The organism is Halorubrum rarum (assembly GCF_048380895.1).
Classification (GTDB): Archaea; Halobacteriota; Halobacteria; order Halobacteriales; family Haloferacaceae; genus Halorubrum.
In genome coordinates, this window is sequence record NZ_JBLWMN010000020.1 from 19617 (window position 1) to 36688 (window position 17072).

15 protein-coding genes are annotated in these 17072 nt (G+C 68.0%); 6 read left to right on the plus strand and 9 right to left on the minus strand.

All coding sequences use genetic code 11. The features are described 5' to 3' along the window. Positions 1-67: 67 nt before the first annotated feature. The 4 genes from ACNSN7_RS13485 to ACNSN7_RS13500 form a co-directional block, all read right to left on the minus strand. A complete protein-coding gene (locus ACNSN7_RS13485; protein ID WP_418282821.1) occupies positions 68-1849 on the minus strand; it encodes a thiamine pyrophosphate-binding protein in 1782 nt (593 codons plus the stop codon). Further along, positions 1822-1989: a hypothetical protein gene (locus ACNSN7_RS13490; RefSeq protein ID WP_418282822.1), complete on the minus strand. Its 168-nt coding sequence runs from the start codon at positions 1987-1989 to the stop codon at positions 1822-1824. The genes ACNSN7_RS13485 and ACNSN7_RS13490 overlap by 28 nt, the downstream gene beginning before the upstream one ends. A gap of 36 nt (positions 1990-2025) precedes the next feature. After that, complete coding sequence (locus ACNSN7_RS13495; RefSeq protein ID WP_418282823.1) at positions 2026-3927, minus strand: DEAD/DEAH box helicase; 1902 nt, start codon at positions 3925-3927, stop codon at positions 2026-2028. Between the two features lie 101 nt (positions 3928-4028). Next, positions 4029-4790 (minus strand): hypothetical protein, encoded by a 762-nt coding sequence (locus ACNSN7_RS13500; protein WP_418282824.1) that lies wholly within the window; start codon positions 4788-4790, stop codon positions 4029-4031. A 173-nt stretch (positions 4791-4963) separates the two neighbouring features. Here ACNSN7_RS13500 and rdfA point away from each other — a divergent pair, with 173 nt between their 5' ends. Further along, positions 4964-5602 (plus strand): rod-determining factor RdfA, encoded by a 639-nt coding sequence (gene rdfA / locus ACNSN7_RS13505; protein ID WP_418282825.1) that lies wholly within the window; start codon positions 4964-4966, stop codon positions 5600-5602. Positions 5603-5630: 28 nt separating this feature from the next. Here the strand turns inward: rdfA and ACNSN7_RS13510 are convergent, their stop codons facing one another. Next, entirely contained in the window at positions 5631-6071 is a 441-nt protein-coding gene (locus tag ACNSN7_RS13510) for a thioredoxin family protein (protein ID WP_418282826.1), read from the minus strand. A gap of 235 nt (positions 6072-6306) precedes the next feature. Here ACNSN7_RS13510 and ACNSN7_RS13515 point away from each other — a divergent pair, with 235 nt between their 5' ends. Next, the gene (locus ACNSN7_RS13515) at positions 6307-6711 is read left to right on the plus strand and encodes a helix-turn-helix domain-containing protein (RefSeq protein ID WP_418282827.1); all 405 of its coding nucleotides are present in this window, start codon (positions 6307-6309) and stop codon (positions 6709-6711) included. Positions 6712-6820: 109 nt separating this feature from the next. On the opposite strand, the gene ACNSN7_RS13520 is transcribed toward ACNSN7_RS13515, so the two are convergent. Together ACNSN7_RS13520 and ACNSN7_RS13525 are read right to left on the minus strand one after the other, a co-directional pair. Continuing rightward, entirely contained in the window at positions 6821-7855 is a 1035-nt protein-coding gene (locus tag ACNSN7_RS13520) for a sulfite exporter TauE/SafE family protein (RefSeq protein ID WP_418282828.1), read from the minus strand. Further along, positions 7856-8014 (minus strand): DUF7512 family protein, encoded by a 159-nt coding sequence (locus tag ACNSN7_RS13525; protein WP_418282829.1) that lies wholly within the window; start codon positions 8012-8014, stop codon positions 7856-7858. It abuts the gene before it with no gap. A 434-nt stretch (positions 8015-8448) separates the two neighbouring features. Between ACNSN7_RS13525 and ACNSN7_RS13530 the strand changes: the two genes are divergently transcribed. From ACNSN7_RS13530 to ACNSN7_RS13540, 3 genes are all read left to right on the plus strand, one after another. Continuing rightward, a complete protein-coding gene (locus tag ACNSN7_RS13530; RefSeq protein ID WP_418282830.1) occupies positions 8449-9303 on the plus strand; it encodes a universal stress protein in 855 nt (284 codons plus the stop codon). A gap of 227 nt (positions 9304-9530) precedes the next feature. Beyond that, positions 9531-11987: a DEAD/DEAH box helicase gene (locus ACNSN7_RS13535; RefSeq protein ID WP_418282831.1), complete on the plus strand. Its 2457-nt coding sequence runs from the start codon at positions 9531-9533 to the stop codon at positions 11985-11987. 857 nt (positions 11988-12844) lie between these two features. Then, positions 12845-13039, plus strand: a complete 195-nt coding sequence (locus ACNSN7_RS13540) for a cold-shock protein (RefSeq protein WP_418282832.1) — start codon at positions 12845-12847, stop codon at positions 13037-13039. A 190-nt stretch (positions 13040-13229) separates the two neighbouring features. Here ACNSN7_RS13540 and ACNSN7_RS13545 read toward each other — a convergent pair whose 3' ends face one another. Further along, positions 13230-14282: a YncE family protein gene (locus ACNSN7_RS13545; protein WP_418282833.1), complete on the minus strand. Its 1053-nt coding sequence runs from the start codon at positions 14280-14282 to the stop codon at positions 13230-13232. Further along, positions 14279-15343: a sulfurtransferase gene (locus ACNSN7_RS13550; RefSeq protein ID WP_418282834.1), complete on the minus strand. Its 1065-nt coding sequence runs from the start codon at positions 15341-15343 to the stop codon at positions 14279-14281. Before ACNSN7_RS13550 ends, ACNSN7_RS13545 begins: the two co-directional genes overlap by 4 nt. 292 nt (positions 15344-15635) lie before the next feature. On the opposite strand from ACNSN7_RS13550, the gene ACNSN7_RS13555 reads away from it, so the two are divergent. Beyond that, positions 15636-16871 carry a YeeE/YedE family protein gene (locus ACNSN7_RS13555; protein WP_418282835.1) on the plus strand — a complete coding sequence of 412 codons (1236 nt, stop codon included), beginning with the start codon at positions 15636-15638 and terminating at the stop codon, positions 16869-16871. The last annotated feature ends 201 nt before the right edge of the window (positions 16872-17072 follow it).

Consider the following 17072-nt stretch of genomic DNA (forward strand, 5'->3'; position numbering starts at 1 on the left):
AGAACGGCGGAGCAACCGGTCACCGGTCCAGTGCCACAGCCGATCACCGGTCCAGTGCCACAGCCGATCACCGGTCCCGTGTCATCCACTCGCTCGCCTGCGGCTCCGCCGGGTCCGTGACGACCTCGACGAGCGCGGGGCCGTCGGCTGCGAGCGCCGCCGCCACCGCGTCACCGACGGCGTCGACCTCGCGGACTCGTTCGGCACGAACGCCCATGCCGTTCGCGACCGCGACGAGATCGAGCCCGTGATCCGCCCACCCGTACGTGCCCGGATCGAACCCGTAGGATCGCTCCGCCTCCTCGCTGATGATCGCGTAGTCGTCGTTGTTCAGGGCGACGACCGTCACGTCGAGTCCCTCGGTCGCGAGCGTGTGCAGCTCGTGAACACACATCAGTAGTCCCCCGTCGCCGGTCAGCGCGACGACCTCGCGGTCCGGGTTCGCGAGCGCCGCGCCGATCGCTGACGGCACCCCGGTTCCCATGGTCGCCCACGAGCCGGGGTTGACGTACGATCGGGGGCCCATCGCCGGGAAGGAGACGAGCGTCCACAGGCGGAACCCGCCCGCGTCGACGGTGACGACTGACTCGTCCGGGATCGCGTCCCGGACCTCGCTCACGACCTCGACCGATCGGAGCGGAGCGTCGCCGTCGCGATCGGCGGCGACCGACACGAATCGCTCCCGGTCCGCCTCCCTGACCGCCGCCGCACGGGTGGTGCCCGCGTCGCAGTCGGACGGACCGGGGTCCGCCTCGGGAAGTCGGTCGAGCAGTGCACCCATGAACCGATCCGCGTCGGCAACGACCCCGAGTTCGGTCTCGTACCCGAACCCGATGTCGTCGGCGTCGAGCGTGACGTGGATCAACTCGTCGGGGAGATCCACCGACCACGTCGCGGTCGCGACGGCGTCGAGATCGGAGCCGACGACCAGTCCGACGTCCGCCCCCGCGAGCAGCTCCCGTAGCTCGGTGCTCGACCCGCCACAGAGCACGCCCGCCGACAGCGGGTGCGTCTCGGGTATCGTCCCTTTCCCCTTGTACGTGGTGACGACCGGGGCGTCGAGACGCTCCGCGAGCGAGCGTAGCACGTCGCTCGCGCCCGATCGACGGACGCCACCACCCGCGAGCAGGACCGGTTCGTCTGCACGCGAAAGCAGGTCCGCGGCTCGCCGTATGGCGCTGGCGGGAGCGCCCGGAGGGTCGGACGCGTCGGGCTCAGGGGGGATGGCCTGCGGCGTTCGACTCGCGAGGACGTCCTTCGGGATCCCGACCCGGACGGGCCCCTGCGGGTGTGCACGTGCGGTCCGGACGGCGTCGGCAACGGCCGCGACCGCACCCGCCGCCGACTCGACGAGGACGTTCTCCTTGACGACGGTGTCGTACGTCTCCGGGGGCGTCTCGTGGATCCCGTCGCCCCCACGGACGTGTCGCTCCGTCTCGACGGCGAGGTGGACCATCGGAACCGCGTCGTTGAGCGCGTTCTTCAGCCCGTTCATCGCGTTCATGTCGCCGGGACCGGGGACGACGACCGTCGCCGCCATCTCGCCCGGCTCGCTCGTCTCCGCGTACCCCCACGCCTGATGTGTGACCGCCGTCTCGTGACGCGCGACGACGAACCGGGCGTCCCGATCCGCCACGGCCCGGTTCAACGGGAGCGTCTGCTTTCCGGGAATGCCGAACACCGTCTCGATCCCCCGGTCGAGCAGGCAGTCGATGACCGCCTCGCCGACCGTCGGAACCGGAACCGGGTCGGTCGCCGAGTCGCCCGTCGTCCCCGAAGCGTCGTCCGAATCCGCCGCGTCCGAGAAATCGTCCGAACCCGCTACGTCCGAGGCGTCGTCCGCGTCCATACACGGGGGTCGACGGACTGGTTGTTGAACCCTTCGGCGATCGCGGCCGGACCCGATACGCCCTCCCGAGCGTCCCGATCACCCACGTCCACGCCGTGGACGCCGACGTCGAGCGCGCGACATCGGTCGCGTTCGGTCACGGCGGCGCTGCGGACACCGACGTCGGTGACCTCGGGTCACTCCGCGACGTTCGTCTCTCGGACCTGGATCCCCTTGCGCGCGAGATGTCGCATCCTGCGCTGGGCGAACTCCTCCTCGGCGGAGCCGCGGGTCGCAAGCACGTACACGAGCGCGGAGCCAACGGGGCGCATCGTCCGCCCGGCGCGCTGTGCACCCTGTCTGCGTGAGCCGCCGAGCCCCGAGGCGACGACGGCGAGTTCGGCGTTCGGAAGGTCGATCCCCTCGTCGCCGACGCGGGAAACGACGAGCGTGTCGAGTTCGTCGTTCGTGTCGCCACCGTCCGCCCCGTCATCCTCGTCGGACGCGGTCGTCTCCCCTCCGCGGAACCGCCGAAACAGCCGGTTCCGTTCGTGGTGTGGCGTCTCGCCGCTGATGAACGGGACCCCGAGCGCGTCGGCGATCGCGTCCCCCTGGTCGAGGTACTCGACGAAGACCAGCGCCTTCTTTCCGGGATGGGTCGCGAGCAGGTACCGGACCTCCTCGATCTTGGCGGGGTTCTCGGCGGCGAGTCGTCGGCGCTCACGGCCGTCGGCACTGACGTACTCGTTTCGTGCCAGCTCCTCGCGCCACGGGACGTACCGGATCTCGACTTCGGGCTCCTGGACGAACCCCGCCTCGAACAGCGCCTCCCAGTCGGAGCCGATCGGCGGCCCGATCAGGGTGTATATCTCCTCCTCGCTCCCCGTCTCCCGAACCGGCGTCGCCGACAGACCGAGCCGATGTTTCGCCTGTAGCGCCGCGGACCGGGAGAAGACGGGCGCACTGATGTGGTGTGCCTCGTCGTAACATATCAATCCCCAGCGCCGCGAGTCGAACAGGCTCCGATGACGATCCATTCCGGCGGTCTGGTAGGTGGCGATCGTCACCGGTCGGATCGCCTTTTCGCCGCCGTGGTACTCGCCGATGTCCCCCGGATCGATCGTGGAGTGTTCGAGCAGCTCCGCGCGCCACTGACTCGCGAGCTCGCGAGAGGGGACGAGGATCAGCGTCTCGCCGCCGACCGCCGCGATCGTGGCGATGGCGGCGACGGTCTTCCCGGAGCCCGGCGGCCCGACGTACACGCCCGATCGCTGCTGTACGAACGCCTCGAGCCACGACTCCTGATACGGACGGAGCTCCGCCGTGAGCTCGATGTCCACGGGATCGCCGGTTTCGAGGTCGCGGTCGTCCGCGACGGGGTAGCCAGCGTCGTACAGCGCTCGCTTGAGTTCCGCGACGGCGTCCTCGTTCACCCACGCCTCGGTGTCCGAGATCGGCGCACGAAGGTGGTCCTCGGAGAGGTGTTCGTCGGCGACGTTCCCCATGGTGCTCTCGGAGGCCGCCTCAAGGACCTCGTAGCCGTCTGCGTGCGTGTACAGCCGGAACCGGTGTGCGCGCCGCCACTGGTCCTCGATCCAGCCCTCCAACCCCTCGAACCGACGCGGAAGCACGGATCGCACCCGGGCGATCAGGGCGTCGAGGTCGTCGAACGGCGCGGCCCACACGTCCTCCTGACGGATCCGGTAGAGGTATCCCCGCGTTCCGGGGTCCGTCCCGGTCGTGTCGACGAGGTGTGCGAACCCCGCGAGTCGTGCCCGCGTGTACTGCGTCGGACGGTCGACGACGATCTCCCGACGGTTGGGGAAGACGACGACGCGCTCGCGCCGGGCCAGCCGCCCCCAGTCGTCGGGATAGAACACGACGGGATCGCTCTCGACGTCGAGCCGCGCGACCTCGCCACGCTCGACCAGCGCTCCGAGCGCGTCGCGGGCCCGCGCCTGCGTCGTGTCCAGCCGCGCCGCGACCTCACGAGCGGTCGCGACCGGCCGACCCTCGGCTTCGAGCGCCTCGTGGAATCGCTCCAGCGAGAGCTCCTCGCCGCTCGGCTCGCCGTCTCCGTCGTCCGTGTCCTCACCCATCGTCTCCGAGTCGGAGCCCGACCCGGATATGGGTAGCGTCCGGGACGGGCCGCTCCGAGGTCGGAAGACGCACCGAAAGCGTGTGCGACAACGCGACGACGTCAGCAGCCGCCGTCCCGCGATCGGCACCGCTGCGATGTGAGCTGCGATTTCGCACGGAAACGGTGACGGCACTCCGTACAGCGGACGAACGGCTCTCCGGGCTCCGTTTCGAGTCTGTGGTTACCCACCACGAACGGGCGGGAGATCGCATGCGGACGGATCCGGTCGGGGATCGGCGTCGACGACGACTCGCTCAGCGCCGTTCGGAGGGCGATCGTGTCGACGTCGGTCGCGTCCCACCGCGGGGAGTCGAGCGCGACCTCGCGGTCGGCGATCTCGGTCCAGCCGGTGACGACGACGGGGGACCGCGTCTCGGTGTCGCTCACGACGACGACGAACCGGACGCCGTCCTCCACGACGGCGAATCGCCAGCCGTCCGTCCGGTTCCATCGCAGCTGCCCGTACCGGATCGCGTCACTGGCCGTCCGCGTCGAGACGTAGCGGCCGGGCTGGCCGAGTCGCTCACGGAAGTGGTCGGTGAGCGCGTACAGTCCGGGGTGCCGGAGCGGCGGGTCCACCGCCGTCCGACTTCCGGTGCGGGAGGCCGTCGATCCGGGTCGTGAGTCCGATCGCGGGCCGGACGTCCCGCCGGGTCGGGGAGGGTCGCTCGCGGGCGATGCGGGTCCGAAGGGCTCGGTCGGTCCGGCCCCCGCCTGCCGTCCGTTCGGGGACGGTGGCTCGGCGCGCGTCGCGTTCGGACGATCCGTCGATCCGGTGCCGGGAGCACCGTCGTGTCCCGGTCCGCCCTGTCGGGATGCCACTACCGACGTGTATTAGCCCGACTCTTAAGGGTGTTACGCCGTCACAAGACCCCCGGTCGTCGCTCCGGATTCGATCCGCCGTCGAGGCGGGTCTCGACGCCGGCCCGGCTCCCGGCGGTACGGTCGACTTCGGTGGCCGGTGTTTTTGTACGCCGGGACGCGTATCCGTGGTAATGAGCTCGTCGTCGGACGGAAAGCCGAACAGCAAGGTCGCGAGGGTCATCGAGCAGTACGACTTATCCGGCTGGGGGGACCGCCTCGAACGAGAGTGGCTCGGTGAAACGGGAGCGCGGACCAGCCTCCGCGATCTGGCCGACACGTTCAACCGGGCGGTGTTGGCCGCCGCGCTCCGCGAGGTCGGCGAGGCGGTCATCGAGGACGACGTCGCGAGCACGTACCACGTGTTGACCGGCGACGACGTCTCGCAGGCCGACACGCTCCGCAAGGAACGCGACCTCGAACGTCTCGGCGTCGACGTCGATGAGGTCCGATCCGACTTCGTCACCCATCAGGCGATCCATACGTACCTGACGAAGTACCGGGAGGCGGAGCTCGCCGACCGGACTCCGGACCCGGACGCGAAAATCGACACGATCGAACGGCTCGAAGGGCGGACCGCCGCCGTCTCCGAGTCCACCCTCGACGGCCTCGTCAGAGCGGAGGTGGTCAGTGAACGGCACTACGAGCTGTTTGTCGACGTCCGGACCGTCTGTGAGGACTGCGGGACCGACTACGCCCTCGTCGACCTCATTCGACGTGGCGGCTGTGACTGCGCGGAAGGCACGACGAACGAGTCGGTTACCCAGGACTGATCACCCACCGAGACGCACCGATCGGTCCTTAGGCGTACCGGTCGATAAGCGCCTGCAGCGTCGCTTTATCCTGAACGCCGCTCGTCCGCTCGACCGCCTCGCCGTCCGCGTACAGGACCAGCGTCGGCACGCCACGGATGCCGAGCTGCTGGGCGAGTCCGGGATGGGCGTCGACGTCGACTTTCGCCACGGCGGCGACGCGCTCCGCTGCGAGCGCCTCGATCGTCGGCTCGAGCATCTGGCACGGGCCACACCAGTCGGCATAACAGTCCACGAGGACGACTGCGTGGTCCGAAACGACCCGTTGGAGGTGCTCCGTCCCCTCGATGGCGATCGGTTCGTCCGGAATCTCGACGCCGGCGTCCCCGTCGCCGCCGCTAGCCGGATCGCCTCCGTTTTCGAGTCGCTGTTGGAGTTCCCGTTTCTTCCGTTCGCGGATCCGCTGCCGCTCGTCGTTCGTTCCGTCCATATACGTAGAACACGCGCCCGATCCGCATAATAGTTGTGTAAGTAGCCCCCAATTCCTTTTGACTCGTCCTCGCCGAAGCCGTCTCCGGATCTGTGCCGCCAATACGCGATATAGAATCGGTGTTGCGCGTAGTTACCGTATCCGATCTCGGGTGCGAGATCGCGAATTGAATCCCATTATATTGTGTATTATACACAATAACTTTGGTGCTGCGGCTCCGATATGCGAACGACCAATGCAACGCTCAATGGCCGAACAGCTCCGTCAAGAGATGGTGTGTGAGGGGATACTGGAGTGCATCTACGACTTGAAGGAACTGGACCGGGAGTGTTTCGGTGCGCTGGTCGAAAGCGACGAGGCGCTGACCGTCGACGAGGTCGCGGAGCGCGTCGACAGGGAACGATCGACGGCGTACCGATCCATCCAGCGACTCCTGCAGGACGGCTTCGTTCGGAAAGCGCAGGTCAACTACGAGTCCGGCGGCTACTACCACGTCTACTATCCCGCGGATCCCGCCGATATCGCCGACGAGATGCGACGAACGCTCAACGACTGGTACGCGAACATGGGACAGCTCATCCGGGCGTTCGAGGCGACGTACGGCGACGCCGATGGCGGATCGGCTCCGATGCGGGACTGAGCTCCCGGTCGCCGTTCGATCACCGGGCCGCGCGGGTTTCATCCGAGCCGCGCGGGCTTCATCCGGGCCGCGTCTCGACGGTCGACGGTCGCTCTCCGGGTCGGTTCGGCTACTCCCCGCCGTGAGCGGCCGCCGACGTCGAACCGCTGCGTCGGACGGCGAGCGCGCCGTGATACAGGATCATCGAACAGACGAGCAGCGCCGAACCGATCAGCAGGACGAAGCTGATCCGGTCGAGGATCGGCATCGCGAGCCAGTCGGCCAGTTCGCCGAAGCCGACCGCCGCGCTCGCGATCAGGAGCATGACGCCGAAGTAGATCGTGACGTCGCTCTCGTCGACGTACGCGGTCGCGCTCGACCCGATCCGCGCGCCGAGCGCGCTCCCGACGAGTAGTGCGGTCACGATCCCGATGTCGATCACGCCGGCACGCCCGTACGTGAACGCGCCGACCGCACCGGACATGAGCGCGCCGAACAGGCTCGTCCCGACCGCGATCGCCAGCGGCGTCCCGATCACGTAGTAGATCGCCGGCATCCGGACGAATCCGCCGCCGACGCCGAGGAACCCGGAGACGAGTCCGACTGCGCCCCCGACCCCGGATATCGTCCACAGCGACGCCTTGCTGCCGTCGGCGAGCTCCACCATCGGCGGGACGTTGTACGACTGTACCTTCTTCGCGAACTCGGGCACGTCGTCCGTGTCCTCATCGTCACCGTCCGTATCCTCGCCGCTCTCGTCGTCGTCGTTCAGCGCGCTCCGAGTGAACAGGATTCCGATGGCGGCCAACAGGATCACGTACGCGGTGCCGACGACGACGTTCGCGATCCCGAGCAGTTCGAGGCCGAACACGAGCCGGCTTCCGAGTTCGATCCCGAGCGTGATCCCGACGAACATCAGCGCGCCGAGCCGGTAGTCGACCTGCCCGGCGTCGTAGTGTTTTATCGTCGCGATAACCGCCGTCCCGAACACGAACGCCATCGAGCTCCCGATCGCGACGGGTGCCGGGTAGCCGAGGATCAACAGGGCGGGCGTGACGAGGAACGATCCGCCCATCCCGAAGAACCCGAAGAACACGCCGACCATGAACCCGAAGACGACGAACAGGGCGAACAGGTCGGCTCCGAGACCCAATACCTCCAACATCTATGTCTGCCTGAGACGTTCGAAGACGGTCGGAGCGACCGCGTCCTCCAGGAGTCCGTAGCCGACGTACAACAACGCGGCTTCGACGAGGACCACCGCTATCAGCGCCACCGCGTGGACGGACGGAGACAGTCCCGAGAACAGCGTCGTTCCGGTCATCTCCCCGCACCCGTAGTATTGTGGAGTATTGTCGCGTTCATGTTTCGTCGTTAGCAGTGAGTACCCTCCTCACCGATATAACGGTTTTGGACTAAAGACACAATACTATATTCCCGTGGGGGACTGATCTCTCCCGATAACTTACGGATCGGTTTTCCCGGAGTCGACGCCGATCGCGACGCACTGGAGGAGTCGTTCTCGGCGGTCACGTCTCCGGGCGTTTGGCCCGCGTCGTCGACCGCGCCGTCGACCGCACCGTCGACCGCGCCGTCGACCGCACCGTCGACCTCGAGGACACGGATCTCCCGTCCCGTTCGGAACCGTATCCGCGATCGGTGGTGGGTGATCGGGATACTTATTATCCGCCACACAGTATTGTGTCTTATGAGCAAGTTCAACTCGTCCGTCGGAGATCGGATCGAGGTGTTCGGATGATGAGCATGCGTTCCGCGGTTCTCGCGACCGATCTGTCGGCGGCCAGTGAGACGATGATCGAGTCCGAGACCGGGCTCGGCTGTCTCGAGCGCATCGGCATCGAACGGATCCACGTCGTGACGGTCGTCCCCTCGAACGTCCACTCGGGGATGCCCGGAATCGACTTCGAGAAGCGGCGGCGGAACGCCCTCCGTCGGTATCGGTCGACGATCGAGGACGCCGGGTTCGAGGTCGAGACGCACGTCGTCCGCGGGACGCCTCACCGCCGGATCAACGGGGTCGCCGGCTCCGTCGGGGCGGACATGATACTCGTCGGGTCGCGCGGGAAGAGCCCGCTCGAGAATCGGGTGATCGGGTCGACCGCGCGGAACCTTGCGCGGACGACCGTCGTCCCCCTGCTCGTCGATCGGATCGAACGCGGCGTCGACGACCCCGAGACGATCCGCCGCCACCTGTTCAAGCGCACGCTGTTCGCGACCGACTTCTCGGAGAACGCCGATCGAGCGTTCGAAGCGCTCGAGTATCTCCGTCACGCCACCGAGGAAGTGACGCTCGTCCACGTCGAGTCGCCGAAAGACCAGACCGCGGACCGGAGCCCAGACGCCGAGGAACGCCTCGGTTCGCTCGTCGATCGCCTCGACGACTGGGGCCTCGACGCTCGGACGGAGATTCGGCACGGTGACCCCGCGACCGAGATCCTGGCCGCGGAACGGGAGCACGACCCCAGCACGCTGCTGGTCGGGTCTCGGGGTCGAAGCCGGCTCCGCCGGCTCCTCCTCGGAAGCGTCTCCGAGGAGATCGTCGCGAACGCGGCCGGCAACGTCTTCCTCGTTCCACCGCCGAGATCCGCGTAGCCGCTGTGTCGTCGCCGGGAGGCGTCTCGGATCGGAGTAACGGTTAAGGGGGATCGTGGAGACGATCAGTGTGATGAGCGCACGCACACCATCCGGGGACCGACTCGACGAGTGGGCGGAGTTGGTCGACGAGGACGTGCCCGAGGAGTTCCGCGACGACGCTCCCGAGCGATAACTTTCACCCCGCTTCGCGAAGCCTTTAGGGCGATGACGGCCAAGTATCGCCGATGGCGACCGAGGCCGCAGGGATAGACCGTCCGCTGCTCATCGATGACTTCCTCCAGCGCCGCCGCTACCAGCTGCAGCTCGCGGACGCGGCGATGCACGACCACACGCTGGTCTGTCTCCCGACGGGACTCGGTAAGACGACGGTGAGCCTGCTCGTCACCGCCGAGCGACTCCACGAAACGGGCGGGAAGGCCCTCTTTCTGGCACCGACGAAGCCGCTCGTCCAGCAGCACGCCGACTTCTATCGGGAGGCGCTGTCGGTTCCGGACGACGAGATCGTCGTGTTCACGGGCGACGTTCGCCCGGACGACCGAGCCGCGCTCTGGGCGGACGCCCGGATCGTCATCGCGACCCCACAGGTCGTCGAGAACGATCTGGTCGGGAACCGGATCTCGCTGCGGGACGTCACCCACCTCACCTTCGACGAGTGTCACCGCGCGACCGGCGACTACGCGTACGTATACATCGCCGAGCGTTACCACGCCGACGCCGCCGATCCCCTCGTGACGGGGATGTCGGCCTCGCCCGGCGGCGACACCGAGGAGATAGCGACCGTGTGTGAGAACCTCGGGCTCCGGAACGTCGAGGTGATGACCGAGACGGACGCCGACGTCGACGAGTACACCCACGACACCGACGTTCGCTGGGAGGAGATCCAACTCCCCGACGAGGTCATCGAGATCCGCGACGCGTTACAGGAGGTGATCACGGACCGACTGGAGAAGCTGAAGTCGCTGGGGGTGACGAACACGACGAATCCCGACCTCTCCCAGCGCGACTTAAACGAGATGCGCGGGAAGCTCAAGCGGATGATGGACAACGACCAGTCGGACGGCTACAAGGGGATGTCCACCCACGCCGAGGTGATGAAGCTCCGTCGGGCGGTCGAACTCGTCGAGACGCAGTCGGTCGAGTCCGTTCGTCGCTACTTCGAACGCCAGCGTAACGCCGCGCAGTCGTCGGGTGCGTCGAAGGCGAGCCAGCGGATGATCGCGGACCCGAAGGTGCGGGAGGCGATGCGCAAAGCGGAGTCGTTCGACGGGCTCCATCCGAAGTTCTCGAAGGCGCGCATCCTGCTGGCGGAGACGCTCGGGATCAACGAGGGCGAGCGTGCGATCCTGTTCACCGAGTCGCGCGACACCGCGGAGGCGCTCGTGGCGTTCCTCTCGACCAGCTTCGACGTCCGGAAGTTCGTCGGGCAGGGCGACAAGGAGGGTTCCGACGGAATGACGCAGAACCAGCAGCAGGAGACGCTCGACGCGTTCCGCGCGGGCGAGTTCGAGGTGCTCGTCTCGACCTCGGTCGCGGAGGAGGGGCTCGACGTCCCCGAGGTCGATCTCGTCTGCTTTTATGAACCCGTTCCGACCGCGATCCGGTCGATCCAGCGGAAGGGTCGAACGGGGCGGCAAGCGGAGGGGCAGGTCGTCGTCCTGATGGCGGCCGACACACGCGACGAGGCGTTCTTCTGGATATCCCGTCGACGGGAGAAGAAGATGGAACAGGAGCTGGAGGAGCTGAAGGCGGCGACCGGCGAGATCGAGGAATCGGTCGGCGCGGACGGACAGGCGGACCTCGCCACGTTCGCGAACGGGAACGAACGCGATGGCGACGAGGGAGGCGAACGCGAGGAGGTCGGCGAAGACGACGTCGACGCCGACGGGAACGACGGCACCGCTGGTGGAGACGACGTCGACGGCTCCGAGGACCCGACCGGACTCACCGACTTCGCATCGGAGGTCCGCGCGGCGGATGACGCTCGTGACGGCGAGTCGGACGACGGCGTCGTCGCGACGGCCGGCGTGGACGACGGCGTCGAGGTCGTCATCGACCAGCGCGAGCTCGACTCGACGATAGCGAAGGACCTCTCGACGCGGGACGGGCTCGTCACGCGGCTGGAGACGCTCGCGGTCGGCGACTACGTGCTCTCGGATCGGGTCGCAGTCGAGCGGAAGTCGGCGGCCGACTTCGTCGATTCGATGCTCGACGCCGACCGGTCGATGTTCGAGCAGGTCGGCGAGCTCTCGCGAGCGTACGCGCGCCCCGTACTGGTCGTCGAGGGGACGAACCTCTACGGCCAGCGCGACATCGATCCGAACGCGATCCGCGGTGCGCTCGCGTCACTGGCGGTCGATTTCGGGATCAGCGTCCTCCGGACGGAAGGGGAGACGGACACGACCGAACTGTTGGCGACCATCGCCCGTCGAGAGCAGGAGACGCGAGACCGCGAGGTGAGCGTCCACGGCGAGAAGACGACCAAAACGAGGGCGGAACAACAGGAGTACGTGGTCTCCTCGATCGCCGACATCGGGCCCGTCACGGCGCGATCGCTCCTGGAGCACTTCGGCTCCGTCGAGGCCGTGATGACCGCGCCCGAGGACGACCTGCTCGACGTCGACGGCGTCGGCTCGGTGACCGCCGAGCGGATCCGCGACGTCGTCGGCAGCGAGTACGAGTAAGCGATCACGTCGTTCACGACGGTGTCGTTCGACGACTGGTTGGCGGGCCGTCGCCCGCGACCCCTCCTCGGCTCGCTGCCGGGAGAGTATTTAAGCCGAGACCCGCGAGTGTTCCGGATGGTTCCGGATGGTTCCGGATGGTATTTCGGCAGGTTCTAACACAGTGGCTGTGCGCCTCGCTCAGTCACTGTCGCTCCCTCACTGCGGTGTCGCCGGCGGCTCTGCCGCCGGCTGCCCGTGGCGCGTCGCGCCACGCTGCTTGCAGCGGCGGGCTTCGCCCCACCGGGAGACTCCGTCTCCCGGGCCCCCGCTCACTCCGTTCGCGGGGATCACGGCTGCCCCTTTGAGTCCCACCCCGGACAGCACCGCACCCGCGCCTCATGCCTCCCCAGCCTCGTCAGGGGCGGTCGCCGGAACCGTTCGGCGACCGCCCCTGACTCCCTCGCGCGAGGCCGTTCGCGGCCTGACGGCCGCTCACGGGCGCGCAGGGCGAGAGCGAGGCTCTCGCTTGCAGCCGGCGCGTCGCGCCGGCGACGCCACCGCATTAGATCTTTATAAGTAGCCATCGCCGTCGCTCACGGCTATTTAAATAGTAGATCGCGACCGGCGGACTGCAACACCCACTCCCGTCATCGATCGAGAAGCGCTCTTCAACGACCGGCTGTTTCAGTCTCTATTATATCTGAAGGATGAGATCTCAACGGAGCCAGCGGGGCGTATCGAAGTCTCCGCGGCCGATTCGATCCGCGACAGCCGACACAACACTTATGCGTTCGTTGTCAACCGACACAACACTTATGCGTTCGTTGTCAACCGACACAACACTTATGCGTTCGTTGTGAGACTGTACACATGCGATGGCGAAAGGCAAGGTCGACTTCTTCAACGACACCGGCGGTTACGGATTCATCGAGAGTGACGACGCGGACGAGGACGTCTTCTTCCACATGGAGGACGTCGGCGGTCCGGACCTCGAGGAAGGCCAGGAGGTAGAGTTCGAGATCGAGGAGGCCGATAAGGGGCCGCGAGCGAAGAACCTGACTCGGCTGTAACTCGACGGATCACGCGGCGATCCGGATAGCTCACGAAACACGTCCCGCATTATTACCGTCCCGAAGAGCGTCGGCTGACCGATCTCGGAGCGAACGGAATCGATACTCGCGACAGCGTGACCGCCAGACCGACGCCGGCATCGCCGAGCGTGTCGTACTGGTCGGGGAAACAGCCGACCGAACCCGCGAGTCACACGACGACCGCGCCGAACGGGTACGACGGGACCTCGGTGGTCCAGACGGTCCCCTCGCCGACGTCGACGAGCGAGACGCAGTCGTCGTCGTAGTGGGACACCACCAGTCGACCGTCGACCGCGCGGGCGACGAGTCCGGGGGCCGCCGTTTCGACGACCTCTCCGTCGAGCGACCGTATCGCCGCCTCGTCCGCGTCGAGCACCCACCACGCGCCGTCGATCCGGAACAGGTCGACTGGCCGGGAGAAACGCTCGTGGATGTCCCGGAGCACCAGATCCTCGTCGAACTCGTGGACCGTTCCGTCGGCCCGACCGGGAACGAACACGCGGTCCGCGGTGACGACCAGGTCGTACGGATCCGCACCGACCGCAGCCGTCTCGAGGAGTCGGTCGGCGACCCGGCGGCTGCTCGTGTCGCTCGTGTCGCTCGTGGCACCCATCACCGAGGCGTCGAATGCGACCGCCCTCGCGCCGCGCTGGTCGATCGCATACCCCCGCGTACCGTCCGGTGAGAGCGCCACGCCCTGCACGCGGGCGTCCGGTCCGACGTCGACCGCGTCGACCCGCTCACGGGCGGCGACGTCGACGACATCGACGGTGCCGTCCCGGCGGCTCCCGACGTAGAGGCGGTCGCCGTCCGGCGACGCCGCGAGCTCGTGTGGCTCCGCACCGACCGCGACGCGACCGACGAGCGTCAGTGTCTCCGGATCGATGACGGCGACCGCGTCCCCGGCGGAACAGGCGGTGAACAGCGTCCCGCCGGCGACCGCGAAGTGTGAGGGACCGAGCACCCCCGTGTCGATCTGCCGGACCTCGCCGTCGGGACCGACCGCGGTGACGGCGCGCTCGCCCATCGTCGCGACGAAGGTCCGTCCCCGGCACGTCGTCGCGTGAACCGGATGGCTTCCGACGGGGATCTCGCCGAGTCGTTCGCCGGTTTCGAGCGCGAGCAGCGCGAGCACGTCGGCACCCTCACAGGGAACGGCGACGATCCGACCGGACGCGTCCGTGGTCCCCGTCGAGGGGGCGGCGTTGTCGCCGTCGGTCATCCGGTACAGGAGAAGTCGCCGCCGCGGTCGTCTCCGCCGACGCTCCCGTCCGTCTCGATCACGACGTTGGTCGCCGTCTCCACGGGGTAGCGTCCGCGGTCCCCGTCGACGTTCGCCCACTCGTCGAACCCGCCGTCGTACAGCCGCACGTCGTCGAAGCCGATCGCCTTCAGCGTCAGCCACGTCGACGTGGCGTCGACGTTGTCGTCGGCGTAGACGACGACGGTCTCCGCCGAGTCGATCCCCGCGTCACCGCTGTACAGGGTGATGAGCCGTCCGGGATCGGTCATTCCCCTCCCGGAGACGTTGCCGACCCAGTGGACGTTGATCGCGCCCGGAAGGTGGCCGTGACGGTCGTGGCCGGGGTCGAGCGCGTCGGAACCGGGTGCGGCGAGGTACGCCTCCGGCACCCGAGCGTCGACGAGTCCGGGTCCGTCCTCGTTGAACGTCCCGACGCGGTCCGCGAGCCACTCGCGAGTGACCCAGGCCGCCTCCGTCGGGTTCGGAGCGTAGTCGACCGGCGAGACGGCGTCTCGCGAGCCGGTTCCGACGCGGCCGTTCCATCCGTCGAACCCGCCGTTGAGCACCCGGATCGACCCGTGGTGGCCGATCGCCTCGAGCGCGAACGCGACGCGGGTGACGCGGGATCCGACGCTCGCGCCGTAGACGATCACGTCGTCGTCGGGCGAGACCCCGAGATCACCGACCGCGTCGGCGATGGCGTCCGCCGCCGGAGTGAGACCGTCCGCGGTCGGTGTCCGCCGAGTGAGGTCGTCGAACGGGACGTGGCGAGCCCCGTACACTCGCGCGCGCCGGAATCGCTCACGATCTCGAGCGTCGAGGACCGTCACTTCGTCGCGGTGGTCCGCGAGCCATCCCGGACCGACGACGTAGTCGACGTTTCCCGTCACCTCGTGACGCGCGGAGACGTCGGCGGGGGTAGTCACCCCCAGACAGCCGGCCGTACTCGCCGCCCCGACCGCGGTCGCGCCGGCCGCCGCTCGCAGCAGGGCGCGTCTGGTCGCGTCGGAACCGTCGTCAGCGGAACTGTCGCGGGTCATCTATCAGTCGGCCGTCGAGGGGTCCCGCGATCGCTCTCGGCCGGCGACCCCGAGGGTCCGCGGCCCCTCACCGTGGACCGCCGGAGTTCCGCTCCGTCTTCCACGCCGCCGGGTCCACGTTCGCAGTCGTCGCTCATACGGGGAGCAGACGTCTCTCGCGTAAAGCCCTCCCGGAGGTCACCGTCGTTGCCCCCTGTTCCATGTGGCGGCAAGTATTGAACGGACCTCCGACCGAAGGGAACGGTTACCGTCTTCAGCGGTGTTTTACCCGTCCCACGAAAGAGATCCGCTAATGGCTCTCTCGCCCGTCGGATACGTCGCGGTCTCCATCGCTGTCGGGCTCTCGTTCGGGGTGTTGTTACAGAAGGCGCGGTTCTGTTTCGTCAGCGCGTTCCGCGACTTCGTCGCGTTCAAGGACACGCGCGTGCTGAAAGGCGTGCTCGTGGGTGTCGCCGTGATGACCGTGTTCTGGAGCGTACAGGCTACCTTCGGCTACTTCCGCGGGTTCTGGACCCCGGCGTGGGGGCTCGGGTCGCTGCTCGGCGGCTTCGTGTTCGGACTGGGTATGACCCTCGCCGGCGGGTGCGCCTCCGGGACGCTGTATCGCGCGGGGCAGGGCTACCTCCAGTTCTGGCTCGTCCTCCTCTTTATGTTCGTCGGCTACGTGCTGTTCGCGTTCGCGTTCCCGGTCGCGGAGACGTACTACTTCGCCACGCTGAACCCGTTCGAGGGACGAACGCTGTACCTCTCCGTACCGTTCTCGCCCGCGATCACGGGCGCGCTCGCGGTCGCTATCGGGCTGCTGGCGTACGCGTTCGTGAGGGGTCGAAGCCAACTCCCCGACGAACCCTCCGGCGGTGCCGGCGACGACGATGCCGCCAGCGGGACGAGCGTCGGCGCGGACACCCGCGCGCAGGCGTCGATCGGTCGGGTCCGGTCGCTTTCGGCCGTGAGCGTCGGGCTCCGAGGAATCGTCGACGGAACGATCGCGTACGGTCGCGGGATCGTGGACGACGACCGCCCGCTCGCGAAGCGGCTCCGAGACCCGTGGGACGCACGGACCGCGGGCGTGGCGATGGCGATCGTCGCAAGCCTCTGGTTCTGGGTACACGGCCACTGGGCGATCACCGGGAGCGAGGCCCGGTGGGCCGGCTACCTCCTCGCGGGGGCCGGCTACGACGTCGCGAGCGTCGACTACTGGGGGTCGGTGTTGTTCCGTGACGGAGATATCACGCTCACCATCGACATGCTGATGATCGCCTCGCTGATCGTCGGATCGTTCCTCGCGGCGTACGCCTCCGGCGACTTCCGGATCCGGAGGCCGAAACGCCGTCGGGTGCCGAACTACGTGATCGGCGGCCTGCTGATGGGAGTTGGCTCGCGGCTCGCGGCCGGCTGCAACATCGCGAACCTGTTTTCCGGCGTCGCGCTGCTGTCCGTGCACTCCTTTTTGGCGGGTGCGGGGATCATCCTCGGCGTGTACGTGATGACCCACTACATGTACCGCGAGGTCGGCTGCGCGATCTGAGCTGGTGGACGAGCGACGTCCCGGCCGACGGTTCGCGTCGCTACTCATACGTCGAATACGACGTGCCGACCGGGTCTCTGCGGTCGGTGCGCGCGAGTCGCGAGGGCGACCGACGGGAGCCCTCGGATGCGAACGGCAGCGCCGTGAGCCGCGCGCGAGGGAGTCGGGGGGGGGGGGGGGGGGGGGGGGGGGGGCGGGGGG

Excerpts from the sequence above, each read along its gene's own strand:
- ACNSN7_RS13530 (WP_418282830.1), top strand. The coding sequence starts at position 8,449 with ATGAGCATGCGTTCCGCGGTTCTCGCGACCGATCTGTCGGCGGCCAGT.
- ACNSN7_RS13520 (WP_418282828.1), bottom strand. The coding sequence starts at position 7,855 with ATGTTGGAGGTATTGGGTCTCGGAGCCGACCTGTTCGCCCTGTTCGTC.
- ACNSN7_RS13495 (WP_418282823.1), bottom strand. The coding sequence starts at position 3,927 with ATGGGTGAGGACACGGACGACGGAGACGGCGAGCCGAGCGGCGAGGAG.
- ACNSN7_RS13510 (WP_418282826.1), bottom strand. The coding sequence starts at position 6,071 with ATGGACGGAACGAACGACGAGCGGCAGCGGATCCGCGAACGGAAGAAA.
- ACNSN7_RS13545 (WP_418282833.1), bottom strand. The coding sequence starts at position 14,282 with ATGACCGACGGCGACAACGCCGCCCCCTCGACGGGGACCACGGACGCG.
- ACNSN7_RS13485 (WP_418282821.1), bottom strand. The coding sequence starts at position 1,849 with ATGGACGCGGACGACGCCTCGGACGTAGCGGGTTCGGACGATTTCTCG.
- ACNSN7_RS13515 (WP_418282827.1), top strand. The coding sequence starts at position 6,307 with ATGCAACGCTCAATGGCCGAACAGCTCCGTCAAGAGATGGTGTGTGAG.
- ACNSN7_RS13540 (WP_418282832.1), top strand. The coding sequence starts at position 12,845 with ATGGCGAAAGGCAAGGTCGACTTCTTCAACGACACCGGCGGTTACGGA.
- ACNSN7_RS13525 (WP_418282829.1), bottom strand. The coding sequence starts at position 8,014 with ATGACCGGAACGACGCTGTTCTCGGGACTGTCTCCGTCCGTCCACGCG.
- rdfA (WP_418282825.1), top strand. The coding sequence starts at position 4,964 with ATGAGCTCGTCGTCGGACGGAAAGCCGAACAGCAAGGTCGCGAGGGTC.
- ACNSN7_RS13555 (WP_418282835.1), top strand. The coding sequence starts at position 15,636 with ATGGCTCTCTCGCCCGTCGGATACGTCGCGGTCTCCATCGCTGTCGGG.
- ACNSN7_RS13550 (WP_418282834.1), bottom strand. The coding sequence starts at position 15,343 with ATGACCCGCGACAGTTCCGCTGACGACGGTTCCGACGCGACCAGACGC.
- ACNSN7_RS13535 (WP_418282831.1), top strand. The coding sequence starts at position 9,531 with ATGGCGACCGAGGCCGCAGGGATAGACCGTCCGCTGCTCATCGATGAC.